Genomic DNA, 23,628 nt, shown 5'->3' with positions numbered 1-23,628 from the left:
ACTGTTACTAATAAAAATAATTATAATATATTCTTTATTTATTGTATATGTAAGTAGAATTATGTAGATTAAATGTTTTCTACATAGTTATCAACAAAATATATATTAAAAATATTCCTATAAAATAAGTAATTTTAATAATTATTCACATAAATTTGAGTTAAGTTTTTATAAGTGGATAACTAAGTGTAATAGCTCTTTATTACTTAGAAAAGGTGATATTTTCAAAGAAAAATGTTACTTATTCACAATTTTATCCACAAACTGTTTGTTTAAAGTGAACAATACAAGATTTACTTGATTTAATAAGGATTTTGGATATTTTTAAAAAATTTTTAATAAGAAAAATAATAAGTTATCAAAATTTTTATCCACATTAGTATGTGTAAAATATGACAAAGCTGATTATTCACCTAGTTTCAGACTCTTCTGTTCAAACTGCAAAGAGTGCAGCTCATTCTGCTCTTGCTCAATTTACTTCTTTAAAACCAAAATTGTATCATTGGCCAATGATTAGAAATTTAGAATTATTAAAAGAAGTACTGAGTAAGATAGAATCAAAGCATGGTATTGTCTTATACACGATTGCGGATCAAGAACTAAGGAAGACTCTGACAAAATTTTGTTATGAATTAAAAATTCCTTGTATTTCGGTAATAGGTAAAATTATCAAAGAAATGTCAGTTTTTTCAGGAATTGAGATAGAAAAAGAGCAAAATTATAATTATAAATTCAATAAAACTTATTTTGATACTCTTAATGCTATTGATTATGCTATAAGACATGATGATGGACAGCTGCTTAATGAGTTACAGTTTGCGGATATTGTGTTAATAGGTCCATCTAGAACTTCTAAGACCCCTACTTCGATATTTTTAGCATATAATGGGCTAAAGACGGCAAATATTCCTTATGTTTATAATTGCCCGTTCCCTGATTTTATAGAAAAAGATATAGATCAATTGGTAGTAGGGCTTGTAATTAATCCAAATAGATTAATAGAAATAAGAGAAACTAGGCTGAATTTGCTACAAATTAATGAAAATAGAAATTATACAGATTTTAATATAGTACAAAAAGAATGTTTAGAAGTTAAAAAAATTTGTGAACTAAGAAACTGGCCAGTAATAGATGTATCAACAAAATCAATAGAAGAAACAGCAGCTTTAATAATGCGGATATATTATAACAAAAAAATAAGTATAATAAATAAAAATTTTCATTATTTACAAGTATAATTTGGTAATTTATAATTTTACTTGTAAAAAATATAGAGGACATATGGCAAGCAATGTAACAGATAAATCTTTTGAAGAGGAAGTACTAAAATCAAATTTACCTGTATTAGTAGATTTTTGGGCTGAGTGGTGTGGTCCGTGCAGAATGTTAACCCCAATAATAGAGGAAATAAGTAAAGAGCTAGAGAATAAAGTAAAAGTACTTAAAATGAATATAGTAGATGATTCCGAAACACCTAGCAAACTTGGAATAAAAAGTATACCAACTTTGATTTTATTTAAAGATGGTGAACAATTAGATATAAAAGTAGGAATAAAGCAAAATAATCCAAAACAAGAAATTTTAGATTGGATAGAAAATAATATAAAATATTGATTTTATGTCTTTTAATCATTCTAAAGTATTTATAGAGATAAAAAACGCTTACGTTGAGGGCATAGATACCCATAAACGAGCACAAGGATTAAAGCATTTCTTTCTTAATAGAGGAACTTCTTTTTCTCCAAATATACCAATATTGAATAATATTAATTTTTCTTGCTATGAGGGAGAAAAAGTAGCCTTTATTGGTAGTAATGGCTCGGGAAAAAGTTCTCTTTTAAAAATGATTGCAGGAATTTATCCGCCAATAAAAGGAACAATAAGTGTTTGTGGTGATATTGCACCTATAATAGATATGAGTGCTGGGTTTGAGCAAGAACAAACAGGGCGTGATAACATCAAAATGTTGATGTTATATAATAATATGCTAGATAAATATAATAAAGAAGTAGAGCAGGAAATTATAGAATTTTCGGAATTAGGTAGCAAAATTGATTTACCTATAAAAAATTATAGTTCCGGAATGTTATCTCGAATTGCTTTTTCCATATCAATATTTCAACATCCACAAATACTATTACTTGATGAAATTTTTGCTGCAGGAGATAGTTATTTTATAAAAAAATCTTTAAATTTAATGAAAAATAAATTTAAAAATACACCTATTTCAATAATAGTAAGTCATCAAGAAGAACTTGTAAAAGATAATTGTAATAGATGTATTTTATTACGTGATGGTAGTATTGTTGCTGATGGTAAACCTTCAGAAATATTTAAAATTTACAATAGAGAAAAACATAAATGATAAAGTATTTTTTATCTAAAAAATATTGGGAAGCGGTAATATTATTAGTTAGAGCTTCTATAATTAAGCAAAACAAAGATTCATTTTTAGGATCTTTATGGAGTTTGATTCAACCATTTGTTAATATATTGGTAATTTCGTATTTTTTTGGCTTTTTATTGAATCAGCCAAGAGAGTTTTTGATAATGAATTTAGTTGGAGGAATTCCTTTATGGACTTTTCTAGTAACTAGCTTAACAACTTCTTCAAATTCTTTAGTAGTACGTGACCAAATAATAAAAAAAGTTAGAATTTCTAAGACTTTTTTCCCAGTTGCAGATAGTTTAGCACAGCTATACAATCTATTTTGCTCATTTTTGGCAATGTATGTTGCTTTTATTTTATTGTTTCCAGAAAAATTTTCATGGCAAATAATATTTATGCCAATATTAATTTTACCACTAATAATTTGTACAATTAGTGGATCTATTGCAATGGCTTTTCTAACGCCTTATATCCGCGATATTCCACAAATATTAAATGTTGTTTTAGGAGTCATTTATTGGAGTATACCTATAGTTTATCCATATTCATTAATCCCTGAAGCTCAAAGAGACTTCTTTGAACTTAACCCATTCTTTATAATTATAAGACCTGCACAATCATTAGTAATTAATGGGACATTACCGGACCCAATATCAATAGGTAAATCTATTATAGTAGCTTTTATTACTGTTTGTATAAGTTACTTAGTATATAAACGCTTTTCAAAAAGAGTTATTTATTACCTATGAAGCTTGGTTTTAATCTAGATTTTAAAAAATTAGATTTAACCGGTCTTAAAAAATTAGATCAAATATTTTTAGATTATCTCTTTAAAGCCAACAAATCGCTTTATGATAATATATTATTATTTAGATCTAATCCTTATTCTATTCTCTCTCAAGATTATTCCGAATTTTTATTAAATATATCTCCTTACTTAGATGATTTTCTAGCAGAATTATTTTGTATTTCAAACGAAGTTACAAGTTTGAGATTACAGCATAAAGATTTTGATATTATTTATGAGTGTAAAAGAAAATTTGTCCAGCGTTATGCCATCAAGAAATATTCACAAGAAAAAATAAAAGATATAGATTTTGAGGATATATATTTAAAATTAGCTGATTTAATAGGTAAAAATTTTACTTCTAGAGATTTCGCTAAACAAGTAATTATATGGCAACAAGCAGAAGAGAGTTTTGTAAAAGAATTAGATATAGCCGCACAATATGCTGCTTATAGGGTGTCATCTCGTGGCTTTATTGATGGTGTCATCCCGTGGCCCCGCCACGGGATCCAGAAAAAACAAATAGATTCCGCGATCAAGTCGCGGAATGACATCTTGTTTGATCTCCCACAAAAGCTAGACAAAGAAAACCTAATAGATGATAAAAAAATATCTAAATATCAAAAAAACGAAAGGTTAAATTTTGATTATACAGATTCCTTTTTAAATCTGGATGAAGCTTTAAACCACTCTCATTATTGTATTTATTGTCATAAACAGGATAAGGATAGTTGTTCTAGGGGAATAAATTTCATTCCTCAATCTCTTCATTGCGAGGAACGTAGCGACGAAGCAATCTCAGGAGTTCTTATGAGATTGCCACGCTCCTTTCAATCACTCGCAATGACAACCGGTTGCACCCTAAAACAAAAAATTTCCGAGATGAATTACGTTAAGGCTCAAGGCTTTAATTTAAGTGCTCTTGCGATTATTGTTATAGATAACCCAATGGTTGCGGCTACCGGTCATAGGATTTGTAATGATTGCTCAAAGGCTTGTATTTATCAAAAGCAAGATCCAGTAAATATACCGCTAATAGAGTCAAATATTTTAGAAGAAACGCTTAAGTTACCTTATGGCTTAGAGATATATCTACTTTTAACTCGTTGGAATCCGCTTAATATTTATAACCCGCTGCCAAAAGAATCTACTAACTATAATATTCTGGTTACAGGGCTTGGTCCAGCAGGTTTCAGTCTTAGTTATTATTTATTACGATCTGGTCATAATGTCACGGCTATTGATGGTTTAAAAATTACTCCTCTACCTTTTGATATTCATAAGCCAATAAAATTTTGGCATGAATATAAAAATAAATTATCTAAAAGAGTACCGAAAGGATTTGGCGGAGTAGCGGAGTATGGTATTACTGTTCGCTGGGATAAAAACAATCTTGATATATTAAGGCTAATATTAGAGCGAAATAATAAGTTTAAATATTATGATGGGGTGGCTTTAGATTTTAATATAACGAAAGAGCAAGCCTTTGATTTAGGTTTTGATCATATAGCTTTCTGTATTGGAGCTGGCAAGCCAAAAATTTTAGATATAGAGAATTTTGATGCTAAAGGTGTTAAAACAGCTTCGGACTTTTTAATGACTTTGCAAAGCGGTGGAGCGTTTTTAGAAAACTCTAATACTAATATGCTTATTAGAATGCCGATTGCGGTAATTGGTGGCGGTCTTACCTCCCTAGATGCAGCAATAGAAAGCTTATATTATTATAAAAAGCAGGTAGAGAGTTTTGTTAAAGATTACGAGTTTGCTGTTGCCAAATACGGCAAAGATTATACGGAAAAAGATTGGACTGAAGAAGATAAGGAAATAGCCGAGGAATTTATTGCTCATGCAAAATTATTTGAGAAAGCTAAGAATAATGAAGAGCTGAAAGAGGTTTTTAAGAAACTGGGCGGAGCTACTATTTATTATCGTGGGAAGCTGCAAGATTCGCCAGCATATAAATTAAATCATGAGGAGCTAATATATGCATTAGCATTAGGAGTTAATTTTGAAGAAAATATGCAGCCTTTGAGAATTAATAATGATAAATATGGGCATGTGGAGTCCGTGGAATTTGGGAATAGAGACCGTCATTGCGAGGAAATGCGTAGCATTGACGCGGCAATCTCGTTAAGTCAAACTCCTAAGATTGCCACGCAGCCAAAGGCTGCTCGCAATGACGTCAAAGCCAAAACCGTGATCATGGCAATTGGTATAGAAAACAATACCGAATTTGATGAAGATAAATATAGCTACTTTGGAGACTGCAATCCTAAATACTCAGGTAGTGTAGTTAAGGCACTTGCTAACAGCAAAGATGGCTATGAGGCTATTAATAAGAAGTTGGCAAATAATAACCCGAATTTTAAAGGTGATTATAAAAACTTTGTAAAACAGCTAGATGATTTGTTAATTAGCAAGGTTCACAAAATAAACATCTTAGGCGATAAAATTTTTGAGTTAGTAATTCACTCACCGCTTGCTGCTAGGAATTTTAAGCCAGGGCAGTTTTTCCGTTTACAAAATTATTCTAATGATATAACTAAATTAATAGAGCCTTTAGCCCTAAGCGTTGCGGATATTAATGTAGAAAGCGGTTTAATTAGTTTTATAATATATGATGTCGGTAAATCAACTAACTTATGTAAATTATTTTCTGAAGAGGAAAAAGTAGTTTTGATGGGACCAAGCGGGATGCCATTAGAGATACCAAATAATAAAAGAATAATAGTTATTGACACTGAACCGAATAATGTTTTAATTAAAACTCTAAAAGATAACAATAACGAAGTTATGTTTTTTACCTATCCTGAAATAAAAACACAAAAACTAACTTTAATAGATAGAGTAATAATTAATGCATCACCTGAAATAGCAGAAGAGTTAAAAAGTTTAAAAATATTCGGTGAAAGTGCAGAGATAATTGTTAGTGTTAATTCATCTATGCAATGCATGATGAAAGGAATTTGTGGTCAGTGTATACAAAAAGTTGAAGATGAAAGAAAATACATTTTTGCTTGTAGCTGCCAAAATCAAAAAGCAGAAATAGTTGATTTTGAAAGCTTAAAAATTCGTTTGCATCAGAATTCTTTGCAAGAGAAGATGAAGAAATTATAACTTGAATCTTCCTTTGGAAAAATTAAAACTGTTGGATTACGCTTGTGACAACTCCCCAGATATATGTACCATTTTCAATTTTGGTAGGTGGGAAATCTTTATTTTCAGGCATTAAGTAAGCTTCGTCGTTGATAAATTTTAAGCGTTTTACAGTAAATTCGTTATTAATAACAGCAATTACTATTTTATTATTAGTAGGGGGTAGAGATTTATCAACTATCAATAAATCATTTTCTCTAATACCGGTATCTATCATAGAATCACCGGTTACTTGAACAAAAAAAGTTGATTTAGGATGCTTAATTAAATGGCTATTCAAATCAAGGCTATTACTCATATATCCGTCAGCAGGCGACGGATAACCTGCCTGTACTTTTGTGTCAAATAACGGCAACTCACAAGCCTTTTCTACAGAACAAGAAAAAATTTCTTTAATTTGCATGTTAGAATATTCTATATAAATAAACTGAATTTTAACTTTTCTTTATAAGCAAGGCAAGCAAAAACTTTAGCAGTTATATTTTGCCATTGAATAGTTTTATTAAAAGTATTATTATTAGTACTAATTAAAGTAATTTAAAAGTATTATTATGAGTCATATAATTTGTTCTGATGTAGTTGCAAGTGTTTCTGAGCTCAAATCAAACCCTATGGGAACTGTACAAAGTGCTGGAGGAAAACCTCTTGCTATATTAAATCGTAATCAACCTGTTTTTTACTGTGTTCCTGCTGATTTATATGAAGTTATGATGGAAATGATTGATGATATTGAACTAGGCAAAATTATAGAGGAGCGTAAAAATGATAAAGAAATATCGGTAAATATTAATGACTTATGAATTAACCTTTTTAGAAACCGCTATAGTAAATTGACTTGAACACGGGACGTCGTTACTCGTCGCTCACCTATTATTATAGGCATCGCTCCTTGCGTCTAGTCCCGAATTCAATTGAATTCACTATAAAAAAAGAATGGAAAAAATTAGCTCCAGATATTCAAAAGCAATTTAAAACTAAATTACAAGAACGTCTTACAAATCCGCATATCCCTAAAAACAGGCTTAGTACTATGCCGAATTGTTATAAAATTAAACTTCGCACGGTGGGTTATAGACTAGTCTATAAAGTTATAGATACGAGGTTGGTAGTACAAGTTATAGCTATAGGACGACGTGATCAAAATACAGTTTATAAATTAGCACATAATCGTTTATCTTAAATAGAAATCTCTAGAGCAGATTATAATAAGTATTAATTGATTACCTTTAAATTTCTATTATTTAAACATTGTCTAAAAAATCTATTAATTGGTTCAGAATAAAATCTTGAAATCAAATATGAAATTAGCACAAATATGCTGATTATCTTTTATCTTATCTAATAAAACAACTATAGAAACCAAGGTAATTGTGCAGCAACCTGCTGCACAAATTCTAAATCTTTATACTCTTCAGCAAAACGCTTCATATACTTAAGATTTCTGCTACCAAATCCTTTAATTTATGTTATTCCCTCGAAAGTATATGGGTGTCATCCCGTGGCTTGACATCGAGCCTTAAGTTAACACCTTTTGCAGGATAAGAACCTGCAACAATGCCTAGCAATCCACAGGATGACGCTCATAAATCTGTTCTATCACGCCATCAAGACCCATTAAGAATGTGTAAACTTTTAGTTGGGGGAATTTTTCTTTGATTATCTTACGGGCTTTATTTAAAATTTCCGTATGTGCTTCGGTTTCTTTTTCTTTAGTGCTTAAACGTTCTTCAGCTATAAGCTTTTTATAAGTCCCACATTCACGATGATCAAGGAAAATAATTTGCTTGATGTTATGTAAGTCTTGTAGAATTTCTATAGTATCTTCTATAGTCTTTCCCCAATGGGTATATTTCTCATTAACAAGAGCAAGCGAGGCTCCAGGAAGTGATACCTTATCGAAATCATCCTCTAAACCTAATTGCTTCATTAACTTGTCTGTTTCATCTATCAATCTAAAATCTACGCAACTTATTAAAAGAGTTGAAGCTTCATTTAGCGTTTTTAAATGCTCTTTACTTACTTCTACTTTTATAATTTTTTTATCGGCAAGCATATTTAATGAACCTAAAAATTAAAAATATTTCTTACATGCTTTAAAGTAAGAATAACCAGTTATGATTGTTAAAAAAGCTGCAATCCATAAAATTATTTCTCCAACTAAATCAAGATAGATAATATTAGAACCTTTTGAGCCTAATACTAATATTGATAAAGCAAACATTTGTAAAAAGGTTTTAGTTTTTGCAAGTGTTGAGACAGGAACACTAACTTTAACTAATGCTAAAAATTCTCGAAGACCGCTAACTAAAAACTCTCTTGCCAATATCAATAAACAAGGAATTTCATCTACATCACTTTTCTTCAATAACATTATAATAACACAGCCGACTAATAATTTATCAGCAATAGGGTCGAGCATTTTACCAAAACTTGTAACCAAGTTATATTTTCTTGCAATATAACCATCAAAAAAATCCGTAATACTAGCTAGCACAAATAGTAAAGCTCCAAGTATGCGGGCAAGAGGGCTATTAACATAAAATGTTAGTATAATAACTGGAATTGCAGCTATTCGGGCAATCGTCAAATAGTTAGGTAAATTTTTATCAATTTTCATCAATTATATTATAAACACTCCATTTATTTATCTAGCTTATTAATATAATATTGCTGGATTATGGATAAAATATTGTTCCAAGACCAATATATTAAAAGACCTGCCGGAAAACTACTAAACATTACTAGGAAAACTAAAGGCATAAATTTCATTACTTGAGCTTGTACTGGATCAGCAGGCTCAGGACTCATTCTTTGTTGCAGGAACATAGTAATAGCCATTAAGATAGGCCATGCACCAACCATTAAGAACGAAGGTAGAGAAAACGGCAATAACCCAAATAAGTTAAAGATACTAGTAGGATCAGGAGCGGATAAGTCTTTAATCCAGCCATAAAATGGTGCTTGACGCATTTCAATAGTAACATAAAGCACTTTATAGATAGAGAAAAATACCGGTATTTGAACAATTATAGGCAAACAACCTGCTACGGGATTTACTTTTTCCTTTTTATATAAAGCCATAATTTCTTGATTTAAACGAGCTTTATCATCACCATATAAATTTTTTATCCTATTGATTTCAGGCTGTAAATTCTTCATTCTTTTCATTGAACGATAGGATTTATTAGCCAAAGTAAACATCAGTAACTTAATAATAACAGTAACTATTAAGATACTGATACCGAAATTACCAACATATTTATAAAAGAAGTTCATAGCATAGAAAACTGGCTTAGTAATTATATAAAACCAACCGAAATCTATAGCTCTATCAAATAATTTAATGTTATATTGTTTTTCGTATTTGTCTAGCAAATCTACTTTCTTTGCTCCTGCAAAAAGTCTTCCTTTAATAGAAAAATTCTCACCTGGCTTTACTATTTGTACAGGTGAAATAAAATCTACTTGATATCGCTCTACTTCTTGTTTAACTGCATAATTAAAGTTTGAACTATAATTACTTGATTTATCAGGAATTAAAGAAGTAAGCCAATATTTATCAGTAATTCCGATCCAATCAACTTTACTTGCGGAAAACTTCTCACTTTTTTTGTCCTTAATATCATCATATGAATATTCTTTTAGGTTTTCATCTATACACCCAATAGGACCTTGATGTAGTATATTTACGGCTTTTTCTACAGCAGTATATTTACGATTTATTAAGCCATAAGATTGCACAGGAAGTTCTTGATTGCTATTATTGACGATAGTTTGTTCTATAGTAAATAAATAATTTTCATCTACTGTAATAGCTACTAAAAATTTAACCCTATCCTCATTAACCCAAAATAAATTAACTGGTTTTTCAGGAGTTAATATTTCACTATCACTATTCCATATAGTTTCGTTATTAGGTAGCTTTACACTAGATAAGTTACTCACCCAACCTATTTCTGCAAAATACGCATCTTTAGTATCAGATGGTGAAAATAATACCACTTCAGGGCTATTTTCAGATAAATCTTGCTTATATTTTTTCAAAATTAAATCATCAAATCTAAGTCCTTTTAACGAAATAGAACCAGAAAGTGCATTCGAGTCTATTTTAATACGTGGTGCTTGACTTGCTTCTTGAACAATAACAGGTGTAGCCTCTAATTGTGCAGATTCTTTTTTCTTTAAATCTTTTGCTTTCTGCAACGCTATTTGTTGTTGCTGCTTTTGCTGCTGCGGTTTTACAATAAAATATTGCCAACCAAAAATTATACCTAAAGACAGTACAATGGCTGCTACAAGATTAACTATATTATTATTCATTAGTAAGTACTTAATTTTTTATATTTTAGAACTTTAAATTTTATAGGATTTAAATAAAATAATCAAGAACAATTGATGAGGATGTCATCCCGTGGCTTGGGAACTAGATCCAGCATAAAGTGAGAGAAATCGAGCTTTAATTTTTATTTGTATTTTTAATTACTGGATCCCGTGGACAAGCCACGGGATGACAAAATACCCTACAACTATACCGACATTTTGGAAGATTTTTAATTTAAATTCAGGCAATACGGAAATTATATGTTCAAAAATATCGGCTTGAACTTTTTCGTATCCTATTAAACTTGTTTCTTTAGGTAAGCCATTAACAGTTGGCTGAAGTTGTCTAACTAAAAAAGTAAACCCTTCAGTATAAATAGCAGGATTATTTTTTAGATATTCTTGAACATATAATTTAAATATTTTGATATTTGTTAGATCTTTTTCGTCTTTATCAAGAGTGATTTTATTGATTACATCTTTTGATAGATAAGGAGATTTTTTGAGATTTGTTAAAATAGTAGAATCACAAAAATTAATAGTTGCCATATTTATATTAAATTCTCTTTTTACTCTTCTTGCTCCTGCCTCATCGACTCCTTTATAATTTATAACGTTGGAGCTTAAAACACTAGAAGTAGGAATAGTTGAAATAGATTGATCAAAATTTCTAATTGTCACTACAGAAATAGTAATTTTTTCTACAGTCCCTTCGACTTCACCAATACGCACCCAGTCACCTATATTGATAATATCTTGACTGGTTAGTTGAAGACTTGCAATTAGCCCAAGCATAGTGTCTTTAAAATAGATACCAGCATAACAAATAACATTATTATTTCAGTACTTGATGTACGATATAAATCCATTAAATATTGCATATTTTACTTACCATATTATTATGTATGATTATAAATAAATTTTTATTATTCCTAAAAATTTTATTTTTATCAATAAATTTAACTAAAAAGAACAAAATAACTTTTTAACTATGACATTCCCGAATATTAATCCTATTATTTTCTCTATAGGACCGCTAGCCGTATCTTGGTACTCTCTTTCATATATAGTTGGAATTTTACTTGGCTGGTTTTATGCAAGTAAAATTATAGAAAAATTTCCTACAAAAATCACCAAGAAAAATTTAGAAGAGTTTGTTACTTACGTTATTATTGGGATAATAGTTGGAGGCAGACTCGGCTATATTCTATTATATAATCCTTATAAATATTTTTCAAATCCGATAGAGATTTTAAAAACATATGAGGGCGGAATGTCCTTTCACGGTGGTGCTATAGGAGTCATTATCACTGCTTATATATTTTGCAAACGACATAAACTTAATTTCTTAAGTCTTACCGATATTATTGCTCCAGTAGTCCCAATTGGTTTATTTTTCGGCAGAATTGCCAATTTTATTAATGGTGAGTTATATGGGCGTGTTACAAATTCATCTATTGGTGTAATTTTTCCAGATAGTGATTTAAACTTGCGTCATCCTAGTCAATTATACGAAGCTTTCTTTGAAGGGTTAGTGTTATTTTGTATTTTGGCTTATGCTGTATTTAAACGTAATACAATTAAAAAGCAAGGTTTAAACTCAGGTCTGTTTTTAATGTTTTATTCTCTTTTTAGAATAATTATTGAGATATTTAGAGAGCCGGATGTGCAAATCGGCTTTATTTTTGATAGTTTAACTATGGGGCAAATTTTATCGATGCCGCTGTTACTTTTAGGTAGTTATTTAATAATAAAGGCAGAATGTCGATCGATCACAAAATAAGGGAAATAATTGAGCAAAGTGGCTATATCACTTGTGATCGTCTTATGCAGGAAGTTTTACATGTAAGCCCAACTTCTTATTATAGGCAAACGAAATCCTTGGCAGAAGAAGGGGATTTTACTACCGCTCCTGAAGTTTCGCAGCTATTTGGCGAAATTATAGGCTTATGGTGTATAAAAGAATGGCAAAGAATTGGTAGTCCTAAAAATCTTAGCATAGTCGAGCTTGGTCCTGGCAGAGGGTTATTAATGCGGGACTTATTACGCACAGCAAAATTAGTTCCAGAATTTTATAACGCTTTATCGATCAACTTAATTGATATCAATGAAAATTTTATTGTTCAGCAAAAATCCAATCTACAAAACTTTGATTTACCGATTAATTGGTACGTATCTATAGAGGATATCCCCAAAAAACCCGCTCTAATAATAGCTAATGAGTTCTTTGATGCTATGCCGATAAAGCAATATATCAAAGTAAAAGAATCATGGTATGAAAGAATATTTGTAGTGCAGCCGGTAGATGGAAAAATCAAGTATGATAAAATAGCTGTTAGTAAACAATTACAAGAATATTTACAGAAGACACATTTAGATGCGAAAGACGGAGCAGTGTTTGAAGAGTCCTATAAATCTATAGAGATTATGAAATTTATATCCGAGCATATAAAAGAATTGGGCGGAAGCGGTCTTATAATAGATTACGGCTATGATATAAACCCGAATATTAGGACTAGATATCAATATAACTCAACCTTGCAAGCTATAAAAAATCATAAATATTGCCCAATAATTGAGAATTTAGGGGAGGCAGATTTATCAGCCCATGTAGATTTTTATGTACTCAAAACAGTAGCTCAAAATAGCAAGATAAATATAATAGATACAATCTTACAACATAATTTTTTAATAGAAAATGGGATTTTACTACGCAAGCAAACGCTGCAAAACAAACTTAATTCCGAGCAAGCAGAGCTAATAGAGAGACAAGTAAATAGGTTGATATCTCTGAAAGAAATGGGCGGGTTGTTTAAAGTATTGCAGGTGATGAAAACATTGCAGGTGATGAAAACGTCACCTACTGTGTCACCCCCGTAATCAAGCAGGCGTTGTTGCGTGGATCGAGAGTCGTCATTGCGAGCGAATGAAATGAGCGTGGCAATCCAGAAAAATAATAAAAAATGCTATAAATTAGCAATTTTTATACTTCCTTGCTTCGTCAATTACTTCGTAATTTCCTTAGCTCAGATGGAAAAACTGATCCACGCTGGCAATGCCGCCACGGGATGACAACCTACCCACCAATCCTTGCTGTACAAATCCTTTCAGTGATTTCTTTTAATTTTTCTATTCGCTCAATAAGATAAAGCAGCTGTTCTTTCGTGATCTTATAATTTTTATCATATCGTGCATCAACATAAGCTTTTTTTAACAACTCAAAACATTCTTTTTGTTCATGTGTTGCAATAGGAAAAACTTGTAATAACTCACTATCATAATTTTTTGCCATGCCACCTAATTCTTCTATATCGTGCAACTTAGGTTTATAATTAGAGAAAACTAATAAAATAGCACTGTATAAACTTTCGGTAGCTTGATGAAGCAAAAAAGCACTGATATTAAAAATTTCTTCTTCCAAAGCATTTTTAGAAGTTTTTAAAAAATATTTACCACTCTTAAACCACTCTTCAAAATAATCTTGAGCGATTTCTTTCATCTCACTCCAAGGTAAATCTTTAGCCTCGCTTAAAATATACTCACCACTGTCGTATAAAAGTATCCCTTCTTTTTTAAGATCGGTATAGAAATAACGTCCTTTTTCTAATTGTCTATTTATCTCTTCTATTGATTCTAAAATTATTGATATCCGTGAATCATAAGGGATAATTTGATCTTTTATTACACCTTTTCTTTTTAATCTTGTATATATTCTATCTTTTAGGTTTAAAGTAGCATGACCTTTATACTTACCTTTCTTTAAGATAATCAAAATATCCGTATCACTATGATAGCCGTTAGGTAGATCACGTACCCAATCGCCTCTAGCAAAAGAGCCGTACAGGATAATCATGGCGATTTTATCTTGGGCAAGCTCTAAAATCTGCTGCACTATAAAATCAAGCCTACCTCTAATATGCAAAGAGCGTTCAGGTAATACGGTTTTCATTTAAATCATGCCACTCTGGATTTTGAGATTCAATTAGATTTAACTTCCATTGTCTTTTATATTCTTTTAGTAATTTTTCACGACTAATTGCCGCTATAATATCATTATATTGTTCAAAATAAACTAATTTATTTGTGTTATATTTAGAAGAAAATCCTTTAACTATTTTATTTTTGTGCTCGTAAATACGTTTTATAATATTTGAGGTTATGCCAATATAAATGTACCATTACGCTGGCTTGCTAATATATATACATAATATTGTTTCATTATACTATTTAAATTAAAAGCTCGATTTATCTCGCTTTATGCTGGATCTAGTTAGCAAGCCACGGGATGACATCGATTTTATAGACTCAAGCCTACCTCTAATATGCAAAGAGCGTTCGGGTAATTCGGTCTTCATTTAATACCTATCTTTATCATCATACACCCCCCAGAGGTCTTTTTTAAGTACCCAACCAGTGTAATTTTTGCAGGTAATTTGGCAAAATTGTTCTTTGCATTTTTTTAAGCCACAGCGAACTTTAGGCATTAATTTTGCTATTACTCTACTCTCTATATTTGCATATTTAAGTAATTCGATCTCTTGATCAGCAATAATAATTACTGATCTTCTACCTGATAAGACGCTTGAATGTATCCAGCCACTTTCGCCATGAATATCACGTACTTGTCGCCACTGTTCATATTCGGCAATTATTTCTACTGGTTCACCTTTTTTAACAAAAACCCACTCTATTGCTGCTTTCGTAGTCGGACCGCTTCGTGCATTAACTTCATTAGATTTTATTGAAATAAATCTTGGAATGGGTAACTTTTTATTATCGGCATTAATTGTTGTTGATAGTATTATTGCAATTAAAGCAATGAGAATCTTAATCATTATACTCTACTTCCGATAAGCTATCCTCTTTCTTTGCTACTATATAATTACCAAGCCTAAATTGTACTTTTATTCTATTGATTTCTTGCTCGCTAATGCCTATGAATTTTAAAACAGTACCGCCAATTTGAAGGCCTGTTTCATAACTTTCAGGGATAATCGTGGTTGCTCCTAAATCATAGAACTCTCTGGAATTTTTAAGGCTTTTTAGCTTCACGATAACTTGCATATCAGGATAGTTAGCGGTAATTGTTTTAAGCGATTTCTTTATAGTTACTTGATTATTCATAGTAAGTATGATAGCAAGAGCCCTATCTGTACCAAGGGCTTTTAGAGTATCTGCCTGTGATACATCACCTTTAAAAACTGGAAAACCGTCTGTTAACCCTTCCTTAACTCTATCTTCGTCTAAATCTAATATTACATAGCTTGTTCCTTCAGCTTCTAAAACCCTTGCGACCATTTTACCGATATTACCAAGCCCCGCAATAATAATATGATTTGTTAAATCTCTTGTACCAAGCTCTATAATTTGCGTTGGGGTCTTGCCGAGACCTTTATCGACTTTTTCAGCAATTTTTCGTCCTAATGCTGCAAGTAGCGGTGTAAGTGCCATAGTAAAGGTAACAACAAGCAATAATATGTTAGCACTACTTTCTTCTAAAACACCACTTTCTTTACCTAAGCTAAATAATATGAAAGCAAATTCTCCGCCCTGCGATAATAAAAGCCCTGAATAAAAAGCAACACCTTTATTAAACCCAAATAAAATACAAAAAGCTGTTATTATTAAGGTTTTGATACCTATTAAAGCAATAGATAAAGTAAGGATATGAGATAGTTTTTCATACATTTCAAGTGTGTCGATATTCATACCGACAGTCATGAAGAATAGCCCTAAGAACAGACTCTTGAAAGGGTAAATACTTTCTTCAGCTTGTAGTCTAAATTCAGTTTCAGCAACTAATACTCCAGCAACAAAAGCTCCAAGTGCTAGCGATAAGCCGAAAGTTTCAGTAGCCCAAGCAGCAGAAAGCACTATTAACAAAGTCATTGAAATAGGTAGCTCATTAGCACTATTACTTTCGGAAGATATGAATGAAAATATTGGACGAAGTAAAACACGACCCGCAACAAATATAGTAAGTAAAGCAGCAATGGCTTTTAAAAACGCAATACCAAGTGCTGTCGCAAGAGAAGCCTGACTATTACCGCTAAGCAGTGGTACTATTACAAGCAATGGTACTACAGCCAAATCTTGAAGTAGCAGAATTGCTAAAGAAATTCTACCGATTTGTGTTGATTGGTTACGGTTTTCCTCAATGACCTGCATAACAAGGGCTGTAGATGAAAGTGCAAGTCCGCCTCCGGTAATAATAGCAGCACTACTATTGCCGTCTATAAGCACCATCGCACCGGCAATTACTATGGCGGTTGTTAGAACTTGTAAAGTACCAAGCCCAAAAACATACCGTCTCATAGCTTTTAATCGCTCGAAAGATAGCTCAAGCCCTATCGCAAATAATAGAAATACTACACCAAGTTCGCCAAGTAACTTAGTCTGGTCATATGTTACAATTTTTAAACCATGATCACCAATTGCAGCTCCAGCAATTAGATAGCCAAGTACCGGACTTAACTTAAATCGCTTAAGTATAGCCACGATAAAGACTGCAGTACCAAGTAAAATTATAACATTAATAAGTATGTGATCGTTCATTTAAAAATATTTATTTTTTCCAAATTTCTTCAAGTTTAAAATGTGTTCTTGCTTCAGGGTAAAAGATATTAACCAAAATAGTACCTGCATCTATTAGTACCCACTCTGATTTACCAAGCCCCTCTATATTAGTGCTTATACCGGCTTTATTTTTTAACTCTAATGCCACATATTCAGCTATTGCTCCAACATTCTTAGTTGACCTGCCGTTAGCAAATATAATATAATCAGTTATCTTATTTTTACCACTCAAGTCAATTACATCGATATCTTCTGCTTTCTTTTCATTTAGACATTCTAAAATAAATAATTTTAGTTCTTCGCTTTCTTTTTTCATGTTACTGTAATATATTATTTTAGTATTAATTATATTCGCAAGAATCATTATTATCAATAGAACTCTATAGATAATATAGTAATTAATAACGTATATATTATATAGGAATTAATAAAATAATGGCAATATCTGCAGAAGAATTAGAAAAAATACTTAAAAAATCTTTTCCAAATGGTGTAATTAAAATTACCGATTTAGTAGGTGATCAAGACCATTATGCATTAGAATTATCAGATATACAGTTTAAAGGACTTACTTTAATTAATCAACATAAACTAGTAAAAAATGCTCTATCTGAGGTATTAAATAAAAAACTCCATGCAATTACGATAAAAACCATTGCAATTTAATAATCAGTACTAAGAGGATTTTGTGGTGCTACTAGGGGGAATTGAACCCCCGACCTCTTCATTACCAATGAAGTGCTCTACCCCTGAGCTATAGTAGCTTAAGCTTTATAAATCTTTTTAGAAATGTTTATAGAGCTTAGAATTTTATTCCAAACTCTTTTTGTCACATATTTATTATTAAATCAAGAGAAATTTGGAATTTGTTATATTATTCCTCTACTATCCAAAGGCTTTACCACACATATCAACCTCTTTAAAAATATAGAATTCTTCAAAGTGAATAGCAGCATCTTCTGAATTTTTACTGTCCAAGATAGGCTTGTAAAAGAATAATGCTATCAATGCAAGAATGCAGCTTAAGATGATATAATAAACTGCAGAAGTAACTTGACCTGTTTTTTGTACTAGATACTCAAAAACAAGTGGAGTAGTGCCACCAAATATAGTTGTAGCGGTGTTATATGAAAGCGAGAGTGCAGTGTTACGTATTTCGGTAGGATAAAATTCTGCCTGCAAAGCTGGCTCAGGACCAATATAGCTAGCAGCAAGCACTGCGAGTATAAATTGTGAAATAATTACGCCGGTGAAATTACCTGTTTCAAAATTATTAAGTAAAAATGGAGTTGCTATAATAATCACTACAAGGTTAATTACAAAAATTTTCCTGCGACCTATAACATCGGATAAATAACCGCTAAGTAATGTTATAGCTATCATAATTACATAACATACGCTTGCTAGGCTGTTTACTTCATTTTCAATAAAGTTACGACTGATTTTTAAAAATGACACTAAATAAATTGCATGCAAATAGAATATTATCGAACCTGGAGCATTGATAAAAATCGAAATTAATATATCAAACCAATGCTTAGTAATAACTTTTTTTAGCGGCGAATTCTGTATCTTTTTCTGTTCTTTTAAATTTTTAAAATTTGGCGTTTCATGCGTATGGTTCTTAATATAAAAAGCTGCAAAAAGAATAAAGAAACCAAGTAAAAAAGGTATCCTCCAGCCGAAACTATCAAACTGTTCAGCGTTTAAGATATTCTTGACGATATAAGAAACAAAAGAACCAAGCAGTAAACCAGCACATATGCTAGACATTGAAATACTGCCAGTAAAACCTCGATGCTTTGGATAAGTATGCTCAATAACAAACGAGATAGAACCAGTTAAAGCTCCGCCCATTGACAGCCCTTGTAAGATTCTAACAACAATCATTGAAATAGTGGCAGTGATACCGATAGTATGGTAGGTCGGTAATATTCCAATTAATACAGTTGGGGCAGACATGCAGAATAAAGCACCAGTTAAGGCTGCTTTTCTGCCAAATTTGTCACCAATAACACCGAAAAATATGCCTCCAAGTGGTCTTGCCAAATACCCTATAGCAAAGACTAAAAAAGCCTGCAATAAAGAAGTATTAGCATCATCATTTGGGAAAAACTTAGTTCCGATTATCGGTGCAAAGTAACCGAATAGTACATAATCATACCATTCAAAAGTGTTGGCTATGCCGCTTGAAAATACTATTTTTTTTCGATTCATATTTTTTTGCTCATGGCTTTTTTTTCAGAATATATTATAAATAAAGTTGCTGGAATTATGATTACTGCCCCGTGCAATGTACTTTTGTCTGGAAACTCGTTAAATATGAAATATGCTGCTATTGCCGAAATCACAAGCTCTAAATATCTATAAGGAGCGGTAGCGGTAGCATCTACCATAGAAAAAGCTTTAAGTAGCAAAAATAATATTAAACTCCCGCTACTGCCTAAGATAAATAACAACGCTAATTCAAAAAGAGTTGGAGTAAGCCAGTAGTTAGCTGCAGCAGGTATCGATACCACAGCAGTTACTATTGCTGAGTAAAATAGCATACTAATCATTGACTCTTTTACCACAAATTTTTTGTTTATAATATCAAGCATAGCAAATGAAATAGCTGCTAAAACAAAATAGAGCATTTCGGGGTTAAAATCCTCGGCATGAGGTTTAAGCGTAATTACTAACCCAACGAATCCTACTATTGTCACTACCCATCTTTGCCAAATGATATTTTCATTAAGAAAAAATACGGCAAGTATTAAAGTAAATAGGGGGATAGAAAAACTTATAACAGTCGCAGTAGTAACAGGTGCAATACTTAAGCCGTAAGTCCACGAAGTCATACCAAAAAATAATAATAATCCCCTTAAAATATGAACAAAAGGACGACTTGTTTTTAAGGTATTTTTACCATAATAAGCAACGAAAGGTAATAAAACTATGCTACTGAAGAAAAAACGGAAAAAAGCTACTTCAAAACTGTGCAATCTAGTTCCTAAATATTTAGACATTACATCGTTAGCACTACTACTTACTAAACTAAGTAAGAACCAACCTATACCTATTGAATATGTTTTTAATGCATCATTCATTAATATACTCCAGTAATTTCTATAATTTTATTTAAATTTCTTGACTTTTGATATGAAAGAATCTTATCTTCTAAAAAATATAAATACATAACGATGAAAAGCTTATGTTATAATATAATAATGAATTTTAAGCAAGTAAAGGATTGTAACTATGATAAGAATGTCTAAAAGGTTAGGAGTAATTTTGTTTGTATCATGCATAAGCATTAATAGCTTTGCTAAAAGCATGGAAGCTGATGTAAATGCTGTACCGGAATATAATTATGATGATATTCCATATTATGAAAATGAAGGAAGTTTACTCGTTAAAATGCGTCTAAACGGAGTTTTTGCACATGCTAAGCAAAAAAACTTACCCGCTCCTACAGTTCCTCAGCCTCTTCCAATAGGTGAGTTTGTAAAAAATGGTTATGGTGGTGATATATCTACTACTATATTCTTCAACAATTATTTTGCTACTGAATTATCTTTAGGTTTTAATGTTTTACGTACTAAAAATTCAGTGCTTAGTAATGTATCCTATAACTATGGCGTTGGAGCAACACCTGGTAAAAGCAAGCCTCTTTACATGATCCCAGCAACAATTACAGGACAATTTCATATGGCACCTTTCGGTGGCATTAGACCTTATGTAGGGCTAGGTTATCATGGTTCATATATGATCACTCAATCTAGCGGTATTAAGATAAGAAACGGAAATGGTTTTGTAGGACAAATAGGTCTGGATTTCTATGCTAAAGATGACACAGTAATAAATTTAGACATAAAACAATATTATTTAAATCCTAAAATTGTATATAAGCCAAGTTTAGTAGGAAATAAAAATGTTACCTCTAGAACTAAGCTTAATCCTTTAGTAGTTTCTATAGGTATAGGATTTAGTTTTTAGTATAATCGTCATTGCGAGCGACTATAAGGAGCGTGGCAATCCAGAAAAAATAATAAAAAATGCTAATTTATAGCATTTTTTATACTTCCTTGCTTCGTCAATTACTTTGTAATTTCCTTAGCTCAGACGGAAAAACTGATCCACGCAGCAATGCCGCCACGGGATGACAGAGGATATAATTTACGCAAACATATAAATAAAACATATTAACCTATGTCCTTACAGATTATCCAATTATTATATCTCATAGCTGCTATTTGCTTTATTCTATCGCTCAAGTTTTTGTCATCACAGAAACAAGCACGTTTAGGCAGTACTATAGGTATTTTGGGGATGACAATAGCAGTCGGTGTTACTTTCTTTCTGCCTGATTTTGCCCATAAATTACCTATTATAGCTACTATATTAGTTGGGGGCATAATAGGCGGGGTAATTGCTCTTAAAATTTCTATGACGGCAATGCCGCAATTAGTTGCAGGCTTTCACTCTTTTGTTGGTCTTGCTGCGGTATTTGTATCTTATGCTACTGTACTTGCTCCTGAAAATTTTGCTATAGGTATTGCAGGAAGCTTGCCTATCAGTTCTTTGATAGAGATATCACTAGGTGTATCTATAGGTGCTTTAACTTTTAGCGGTTCAATTATTGCTTTTTTAAAGCTACAAGGCTTAATGAAAAGCAGCCCATTAAAATTTTATGGTCAGCAATATGTATGTTTAGTGACTACAATATTATTAGTCGCATTAATAGTGTTGTTTATTCGCTCAGAAAATATATTTCTATTTAACCTAATAATATTACTATCTTTGCTAATTGGGGTATTGCTTATAATACCGGTAGGCGGTGCTGATATGCCGGTGATAGTATCGATGTTAAATTCCTATTCAGGTTTTGCAGCTGCCGGTATAGGTTTTACCCTTAGTAATAGTTTGTTGATTATTACTGGAGCTTTAGTTGGTAGTAGCGGTGCTATACTTAGCTATATAATGTGTAAGGCAATGAATCGCTCCTTAATCAAAGTTATTTTTGGTGCATTTTTACCAGCTCCTAGTGGTGCTAGTAAAAATATAAATGATGATAAGGTAGCAAAAGCAAGCTGCCCTGAAGATGCAGCAAATTTATTGCGTAATGCATCATCTGTTATAATTGTTCCTGGTTATGGTATGGCAGTAGCTCAGTCTCAGCATATTATAAAAGAAATGGTCGATATATTAGAAGGGTTAGACATTAACGTACGTTTTGCTGTACATCCTGTAGCAGGTAGAATGCCAGGGCATATGAATGTGCTACTTGCTGAAGCTAATATTGATTATGAGAAAGTTTTAGAGCTTGAAGAGATTAATAGAGATTTTGCTACTACCGATATAGTTTTAGTTATTGGAGCAAACGACGTAACTAATCCAGCTGCTAAAAATGATCCAGATAGCCCGATTTATGGTATGCCTGTTTTAGATGTCGAAAAAGCTCGTAGCGTTTTGTTTATTAAACGTTCTATGGCTTCAGGATATGCTGGTATAGAAAATGAGTTATTTTATCACGACAATACCTTTATGTTATTTGGTGATGCTAAGAAAGTAGTTGAAGAAATTGTCAAGTTTCTAAATGAAGACTAGAATGTGTTACATAGATCGAAAAACGTCCTCGTGTCATCTAGTTGCTTGTCCACGAGATGACATAAATGAAGATTGACTTAAATAGCACAATTTGTTATAACCTTTCTTATTAAGCTAAAAAACAAATATCATGAATTCCCAAAAAATATTACCGCTACTTCCAAAAGCTACGGCTATGTGGTTAATTGAAAACACCTCATTAACTTTTAAGCAGATTGCTGATTTTTGTGGTATTCATGAACTTGAAATAAAAGGTATGGCAGATGGTGAAGTAGCACAATCTATTAAAGGGCTTGACCCGATTGCAAATGGTCAGCTAACTCTGGAGGAAATTGATCGTTGTAGCAAAGACCCTAAAAATGTCCTACAAATTTCTCATAGCCCTGCCTATGAATTAATGAAGAATCAGAAAAAACAGCGTGCTAAATATACACCAATTGCAAGACGCCAAGATAAACCTGATGCTATATACTGGTTACTACGTAATTATCCAGATATTCAAGATAATCAAGTAGTTAAGCTTATTGGTACTACTAAAACTACCATCGATGCTATTAGAACCCGCAGCCATTGGAATATGAAATCTATTCATCCACGTGACCCTGTATTACTTGGACTTTGTAGCCAAGTAGAACTAAATAAGGCAGTAGCGATGCTAGAATCCGCATCAAGCCAAAACAAAGAAACTAAAGACTCTTAAGACAAAAAACATCATTGTGAGAAGAAACTGAAAGTTCGACTAATTAATCTCAGGAATTCCACTTTATGAGATTGCCAAGTCGATTCTACGAATCTCCTCGGAATAAGGCAT

22 protein-coding genes, 1 tRNA gene and 4 pseudogenes are annotated in these 23,628 nt (G+C 31.8%); 13 read left to right on the top strand and 14 right to left on the bottom strand.

Going from position 1 to position 23,628, the window contains the following annotated elements; all coding sequences use genetic code 11:
• Positions 1 to 392 precede the first annotated feature (392 nt).
• The 5 genes and pseudogenes from AAHF54_RS07425 to AAHF54_RS07405 all read left to right on the top strand — a co-directional run bounded on the left by AAHF54_RS07425 (position 393) and on the right by AAHF54_RS07405 (position 6,293).
• Positions 393 to 1,213: pseudogene (locus AAHF54_RS07425) on the top strand (pyruvate, water dikinase regulatory protein).
• A 68-nt stretch (positions 1,214 to 1,281) separates the two neighbouring features.
• Positions 1,282 to 1,614: a thioredoxin gene (trxA, locus tag AAHF54_RS07420; RefSeq protein ID WP_341788601.1), complete on the top strand. Its 333-nt coding sequence runs from the start codon at positions 1,282 to 1,284 to the stop codon at positions 1,612 to 1,614.
• Between the two features lie 4 nt (positions 1,615 to 1,618).
• Positions 1,619 to 2,365: an ABC transporter ATP-binding protein gene (locus AAHF54_RS07415; RefSeq protein ID WP_341788600.1), complete on the top strand. Its 747-nt coding sequence runs from the start codon at positions 1,619 to 1,621 to the stop codon at positions 2,363 to 2,365.
• On the top strand, positions 2,362 to 3,138 hold the full coding sequence (locus tag AAHF54_RS07410; RefSeq protein WP_341788599.1) for an ABC transporter permease: 777 nt from the start codon (positions 2,362 to 2,364) through the stop codon (positions 3,136 to 3,138). Before AAHF54_RS07415 ends, AAHF54_RS07410 begins: the two co-directional genes overlap by 4 nt.
• Positions 3,135 to 6,293 carry an FAD-dependent oxidoreductase gene (locus AAHF54_RS07405; protein ID WP_342170009.1) on the top strand — a complete coding sequence of 1,053 codons (3,159 nt, stop codon included), beginning with the start codon at positions 3,135 to 3,137 and terminating at the stop codon, positions 6,291 to 6,293. Before AAHF54_RS07410 ends, AAHF54_RS07405 begins: the two co-directional genes overlap by 4 nt.
• A 22-nt stretch (positions 6,294 to 6,315) precedes the next feature.
• Here the strand turns inward: AAHF54_RS07405 and AAHF54_RS07400 are convergent, their stop codons facing one another.
• The gene (locus AAHF54_RS07400) at positions 6,316 to 6,735 is read right to left on the bottom strand and encodes a translesion error-prone DNA polymerase V autoproteolytic subunit (protein WP_341788597.1); all 420 of its coding nucleotides are present in this window, start codon (positions 6,733 to 6,735) and stop codon (positions 6,316 to 6,318) included.
• Positions 6,736 to 6,883: 148 nt separating this feature from the next.
• Here AAHF54_RS07400 and AAHF54_RS07395 point away from each other — a divergent pair, with 148 nt between their 5' ends.
• Both AAHF54_RS07395 and AAHF54_RS07390 read left to right on the top strand, forming a co-directional pair.
• Positions 6,884 to 7,132, top strand: a complete 249-nt coding sequence (locus AAHF54_RS07395; RefSeq protein WP_341788596.1) for a type II toxin-antitoxin system Phd/YefM family antitoxin — start codon at positions 6,884 to 6,886, stop codon at positions 7,130 to 7,132.
• A 35-nt stretch (positions 7,133 to 7,167) separates the two neighbouring features.
• A complete protein-coding gene (locus AAHF54_RS07390) occupies positions 7,168 to 7,512 on the top strand; it encodes a type II toxin-antitoxin system RelE/ParE family toxin (protein ID WP_341788595.1) in 345 nt (114 codons plus the stop codon).
• A 170-nt stretch (positions 7,513 to 7,682) separates the two neighbouring features.
• On the opposite strand, the gene AAHF54_RS07385 is transcribed toward AAHF54_RS07390, so the two are convergent.
• The 5 genes and pseudogenes from AAHF54_RS07385 to AAHF54_RS07365 form a co-directional block, all read right to left on the bottom strand.
• Complete coding sequence (locus AAHF54_RS07385; protein ID WP_342170244.1) at positions 7,683 to 7,760, bottom strand: hypothetical protein; 78 nt, start codon at positions 7,758 to 7,760, stop codon at positions 7,683 to 7,685.
• A gap of 130 nt (positions 7,761 to 7,890) precedes the next feature.
• A pseudogene (locus AAHF54_RS07380) lies at positions 7,891 to 8,388 on the bottom strand (carbonic anhydrase); the annotation flags it as partial.
• Between the two features lie 15 nt (positions 8,389 to 8,403).
• Positions 8,404 to 8,949 carry a CDP-diacylglycerol--glycerol-3-phosphate 3-phosphatidyltransferase gene (pgsA, locus tag AAHF54_RS07375; RefSeq protein ID WP_341788593.1) on the bottom strand — a complete coding sequence of 182 codons (546 nt, stop codon included), beginning with the start codon at positions 8,947 to 8,949 and terminating at the stop codon, positions 8,404 to 8,406.
• 23 nt (positions 8,950 to 8,972) lie between these two features.
• Positions 8,973 to 10,652 (bottom strand): membrane protein insertase YidC, encoded by a 1,680-nt coding sequence (gene yidC / locus AAHF54_RS07370; RefSeq protein ID WP_341788592.1) that lies wholly within the window; start codon positions 10,650 to 10,652, stop codon positions 8,973 to 8,975.
• A 159-nt stretch (positions 10,653 to 10,811) separates the two neighbouring features.
• Positions 10,812 to 11,459, bottom strand: a pseudogene (locus tag AAHF54_RS07365) (mechanosensitive ion channel domain-containing protein); the annotation flags it as partial.
• 184 nt (positions 11,460 to 11,643) lie between these two features.
• Between AAHF54_RS07365 and lgt the strand changes: the two are divergent.
• Both lgt and AAHF54_RS07355 read left to right on the top strand, forming a co-directional pair.
• Positions 11,644 to 12,435, top strand: coding sequence for a prolipoprotein diacylglyceryl transferase (gene lgt, locus AAHF54_RS07360; RefSeq protein ID WP_342170008.1), 792 nt, complete (start codon positions 11,644 to 11,646; stop codon positions 12,433 to 12,435).
• Positions 12,414 to 13,532: a class I SAM-dependent methyltransferase gene (locus AAHF54_RS07355; RefSeq protein WP_342170007.1), complete on the top strand. Its 1,119-nt coding sequence runs from the start codon at positions 12,414 to 12,416 to the stop codon at positions 13,530 to 13,532. The genes lgt and AAHF54_RS07355 overlap by 22 nt, the downstream gene beginning before the upstream one ends.
• A gap of 196 nt (positions 13,533 to 13,728) precedes the next feature.
• On the opposite strand, the gene AAHF54_RS07350 is transcribed toward AAHF54_RS07355, so the two are convergent.
• The 5 genes and pseudogenes from AAHF54_RS07350 to rsfS form a co-directional block, all read right to left on the bottom strand.
• Positions 13,729 to 14,601 carry a HEPN domain-containing protein gene (locus tag AAHF54_RS07350; RefSeq protein ID WP_341788589.1) on the bottom strand — a complete coding sequence of 291 codons (873 nt, stop codon included), beginning with the start codon at positions 14,599 to 14,601 and terminating at the stop codon, positions 13,729 to 13,731.
• Positions 14,582 to 14,871, bottom strand: a pseudogene (locus tag AAHF54_RS07345) (GIY-YIG nuclease family protein). The gene AAHF54_RS07350 and the pseudogene AAHF54_RS07345 overlap by 20 nt, the downstream one beginning before the upstream one ends.
• A 136-nt stretch (positions 14,872 to 15,007) precedes the next feature.
• Complete coding sequence (locus tag AAHF54_RS07340; protein WP_342170006.1) at positions 15,008 to 15,487, bottom strand: SH3 domain-containing protein; 480 nt, start codon at positions 15,485 to 15,487, stop codon at positions 15,008 to 15,010.
• Positions 15,480 to 17,207 carry a monovalent cation:proton antiporter-2 (CPA2) family protein gene (locus AAHF54_RS07335; RefSeq protein ID WP_342170005.1) on the bottom strand — a complete coding sequence of 576 codons (1,728 nt, stop codon included), beginning with the start codon at positions 17,205 to 17,207 and terminating at the stop codon, positions 15,480 to 15,482. Before AAHF54_RS07335 ends, AAHF54_RS07340 begins: the two co-directional genes overlap by 8 nt.
• Before the next feature lie 10 nt (positions 17,208 to 17,217).
• A complete protein-coding gene (gene rsfS / locus AAHF54_RS07330) occupies positions 17,218 to 17,544 on the bottom strand; it encodes a ribosome silencing factor (RefSeq protein ID WP_341788586.1) in 327 nt (108 codons plus the stop codon).
• A gap of 119 nt (positions 17,545 to 17,663) precedes the next feature.
• Here rsfS and AAHF54_RS07325 point away from each other — a divergent pair, with 119 nt between their 5' ends.
• Positions 17,664 to 17,894, top strand: coding sequence for a BolA/IbaG family iron-sulfur metabolism protein (locus AAHF54_RS07325; RefSeq protein WP_016948072.1), 231 nt, complete (start codon positions 17,664 to 17,666; stop codon positions 17,892 to 17,894).
• A gap of 23 nt (positions 17,895 to 17,917) precedes the next feature.
• Here the strand turns inward: AAHF54_RS07325 and AAHF54_RS07320 are convergent.
• The 3 genes from AAHF54_RS07320 to AAHF54_RS07310 all read right to left on the bottom strand — a co-directional run bounded on the left by AAHF54_RS07320 (position 17,918) and on the right by AAHF54_RS07310 (position 20,317).
• Positions 17,918 to 17,992 (bottom strand) — tRNA-Thr (locus AAHF54_RS07320).
• 121 nt (positions 17,993 to 18,113) lie between these two features.
• Positions 18,114 to 19,445: an MFS transporter gene (locus tag AAHF54_RS07315; protein ID WP_342170004.1), complete on the bottom strand. Its 1,332-nt coding sequence runs from the start codon at positions 19,443 to 19,445 to the stop codon at positions 18,114 to 18,116.
• On the bottom strand, positions 19,442 to 20,317 hold the full coding sequence (locus AAHF54_RS07310; RefSeq protein ID WP_341794669.1) for a DMT family transporter: 876 nt from the start codon (positions 20,315 to 20,317) through the stop codon (positions 19,442 to 19,444). Before AAHF54_RS07310 ends, AAHF54_RS07315 begins: the two co-directional genes overlap by 4 nt.
• Before the next feature lie 151 nt (positions 20,318 to 20,468).
• Between AAHF54_RS07310 and AAHF54_RS07305 the strand changes: the two genes are divergently transcribed.
• The 3 genes from AAHF54_RS07305 to AAHF54_RS07295 all read left to right on the top strand — a co-directional run bounded on the left by AAHF54_RS07305 (position 20,469) and on the right by AAHF54_RS07295 (position 23,517).
• On the top strand, positions 20,469 to 21,206 hold the full coding sequence (locus AAHF54_RS07305; RefSeq protein WP_341788583.1) for an OmpW family outer membrane protein: 738 nt from the start codon (positions 20,469 to 20,471) through the stop codon (positions 21,204 to 21,206).
• 213 nt (positions 21,207 to 21,419) lie between these two features.
• Entirely contained in the window at positions 21,420 to 22,817 is a 1,398-nt protein-coding gene (locus tag AAHF54_RS07300) for an NAD(P)(+) transhydrogenase (Re/Si-specific) subunit beta (RefSeq protein WP_341788582.1), read from the top strand.
• Between the two features lie 130 nt (positions 22,818 to 22,947).
• Positions 22,948 to 23,517: a cell cycle transcriptional regulator TrcR gene (locus AAHF54_RS07295; RefSeq protein ID WP_341788581.1), complete on the top strand. Its 570-nt coding sequence runs from the start codon at positions 22,948 to 22,950 to the stop codon at positions 23,515 to 23,517.
• Positions 23,518 to 23,628: the final 111 nt, after the last annotated feature.

Origin of the sequence: Rickettsia endosymbiont of Seladonia tumulorum (assembly GCF_964030815.1) — a bacterium.
In the GTDB taxonomy this organism is placed as follows: domain Bacteria; phylum Pseudomonadota; class Alphaproteobacteria; order Rickettsiales; family Rickettsiaceae; genus Rickettsia.
This window is presented reverse-complemented; position numbering and strand designations above follow the sequence as displayed.

Bases quoted from the DNA above. Each gene is read 5' to 3' on its own strand.
- AAHF54_RS07310 (WP_341794669.1), bottom strand. From the start codon at position 20,317: ATGAATGATGCATTAAAAACATATTCAATAGGTATAGGTTGGTTCTTA.
- AAHF54_RS07305 (WP_341788583.1), top strand. From the start codon at position 20,469: ATGATAAGAATGTCTAAAAGGTTAGGAGTAATTTTGTTTGTATCATGC.
- AAHF54_RS07300 (WP_341788582.1), top strand. From the start codon at position 21,420: ATGTCCTTACAGATTATCCAATTATTATATCTCATAGCTGCTATTTGC.
- AAHF54_RS07335 (WP_342170005.1), bottom strand. From the start codon at position 17,207: ATGAACGATCACATACTTATTAATGTTATAATTTTACTTGGTACTGCA.
- AAHF54_RS07410 (WP_341788599.1), top strand. From the start codon at position 2,362: ATGATAAAGTATTTTTTATCTAAAAAATATTGGGAAGCGGTAATATTA.
- pgsA (WP_341788593.1), bottom strand. From the start codon at position 8,949: ATGAAAATTGATAAAAATTTACCTAACTATTTGACGATTGCCCGAATA.
- rsfS (WP_341788586.1), bottom strand. From the start codon at position 17,544: ATGAAAAAAGAAAGCGAAGAACTAAAATTATTTATTTTAGAATGTCTA.
- AAHF54_RS07340 (WP_342170006.1), bottom strand. From the start codon at position 15,487: ATGATTAAGATTCTCATTGCTTTAATTGCAATAATACTATCAACAACA.
- AAHF54_RS07415 (WP_341788600.1), top strand. From the start codon at position 1,619: ATGTCTTTTAATCATTCTAAAGTATTTATAGAGATAAAAAACGCTTAC.
- AAHF54_RS07385 (WP_342170244.1), bottom strand. From the start codon at position 7,760: ATGAAGCGTTTTGCTGAAGAGTATAAAGATTTAGAATTTGTGCAGCAG.
- AAHF54_RS07350 (WP_341788589.1), bottom strand. From the start codon at position 14,601: ATGAAAACCGTATTACCTGAACGCTCTTTGCATATTAGAGGTAGGCTT.
- trxA (WP_341788601.1), top strand. From the start codon at position 1,282: ATGGCAAGCAATGTAACAGATAAATCTTTTGAAGAGGAAGTACTAAAA.
- AAHF54_RS07295 (WP_341788581.1), top strand. From the start codon at position 22,948: ATGAATTCCCAAAAAATATTACCGCTACTTCCAAAAGCTACGGCTATG.
- AAHF54_RS07400 (WP_341788597.1), bottom strand. From the start codon at position 6,735: ATGCAAATTAAAGAAATTTTTTCTTGTTCTGTAGAAAAGGCTTGTGAG.
- AAHF54_RS07395 (WP_341788596.1), top strand. From the start codon at position 6,884: ATGAGTCATATAATTTGTTCTGATGTAGTTGCAAGTGTTTCTGAGCTC.
- AAHF54_RS07405 (WP_342170009.1), top strand. From the start codon at position 3,135: ATGAAGCTTGGTTTTAATCTAGATTTTAAAAAATTAGATTTAACCGGT.
- lgt (WP_342170008.1), top strand. From the start codon at position 11,644: ATGACATTCCCGAATATTAATCCTATTATTTTCTCTATAGGACCGCTA.
- yidC (WP_341788592.1), bottom strand. From the start codon at position 10,652: ATGAATAATAATATAGTTAATCTTGTAGCAGCCATTGTACTGTCTTTA.
- AAHF54_RS07315 (WP_342170004.1), bottom strand. From the start codon at position 19,445: ATGAATCGAAAAAAAATAGTATTTTCAAGCGGCATAGCCAACACTTTT.
- AAHF54_RS07325 (WP_016948072.1), top strand. From the start codon at position 17,664: ATGGCAATATCTGCAGAAGAATTAGAAAAAATACTTAAAAAATCTTTT.
- AAHF54_RS07355 (WP_342170007.1), top strand. From the start codon at position 12,414: ATGTCGATCGATCACAAAATAAGGGAAATAATTGAGCAAAGTGGCTAT.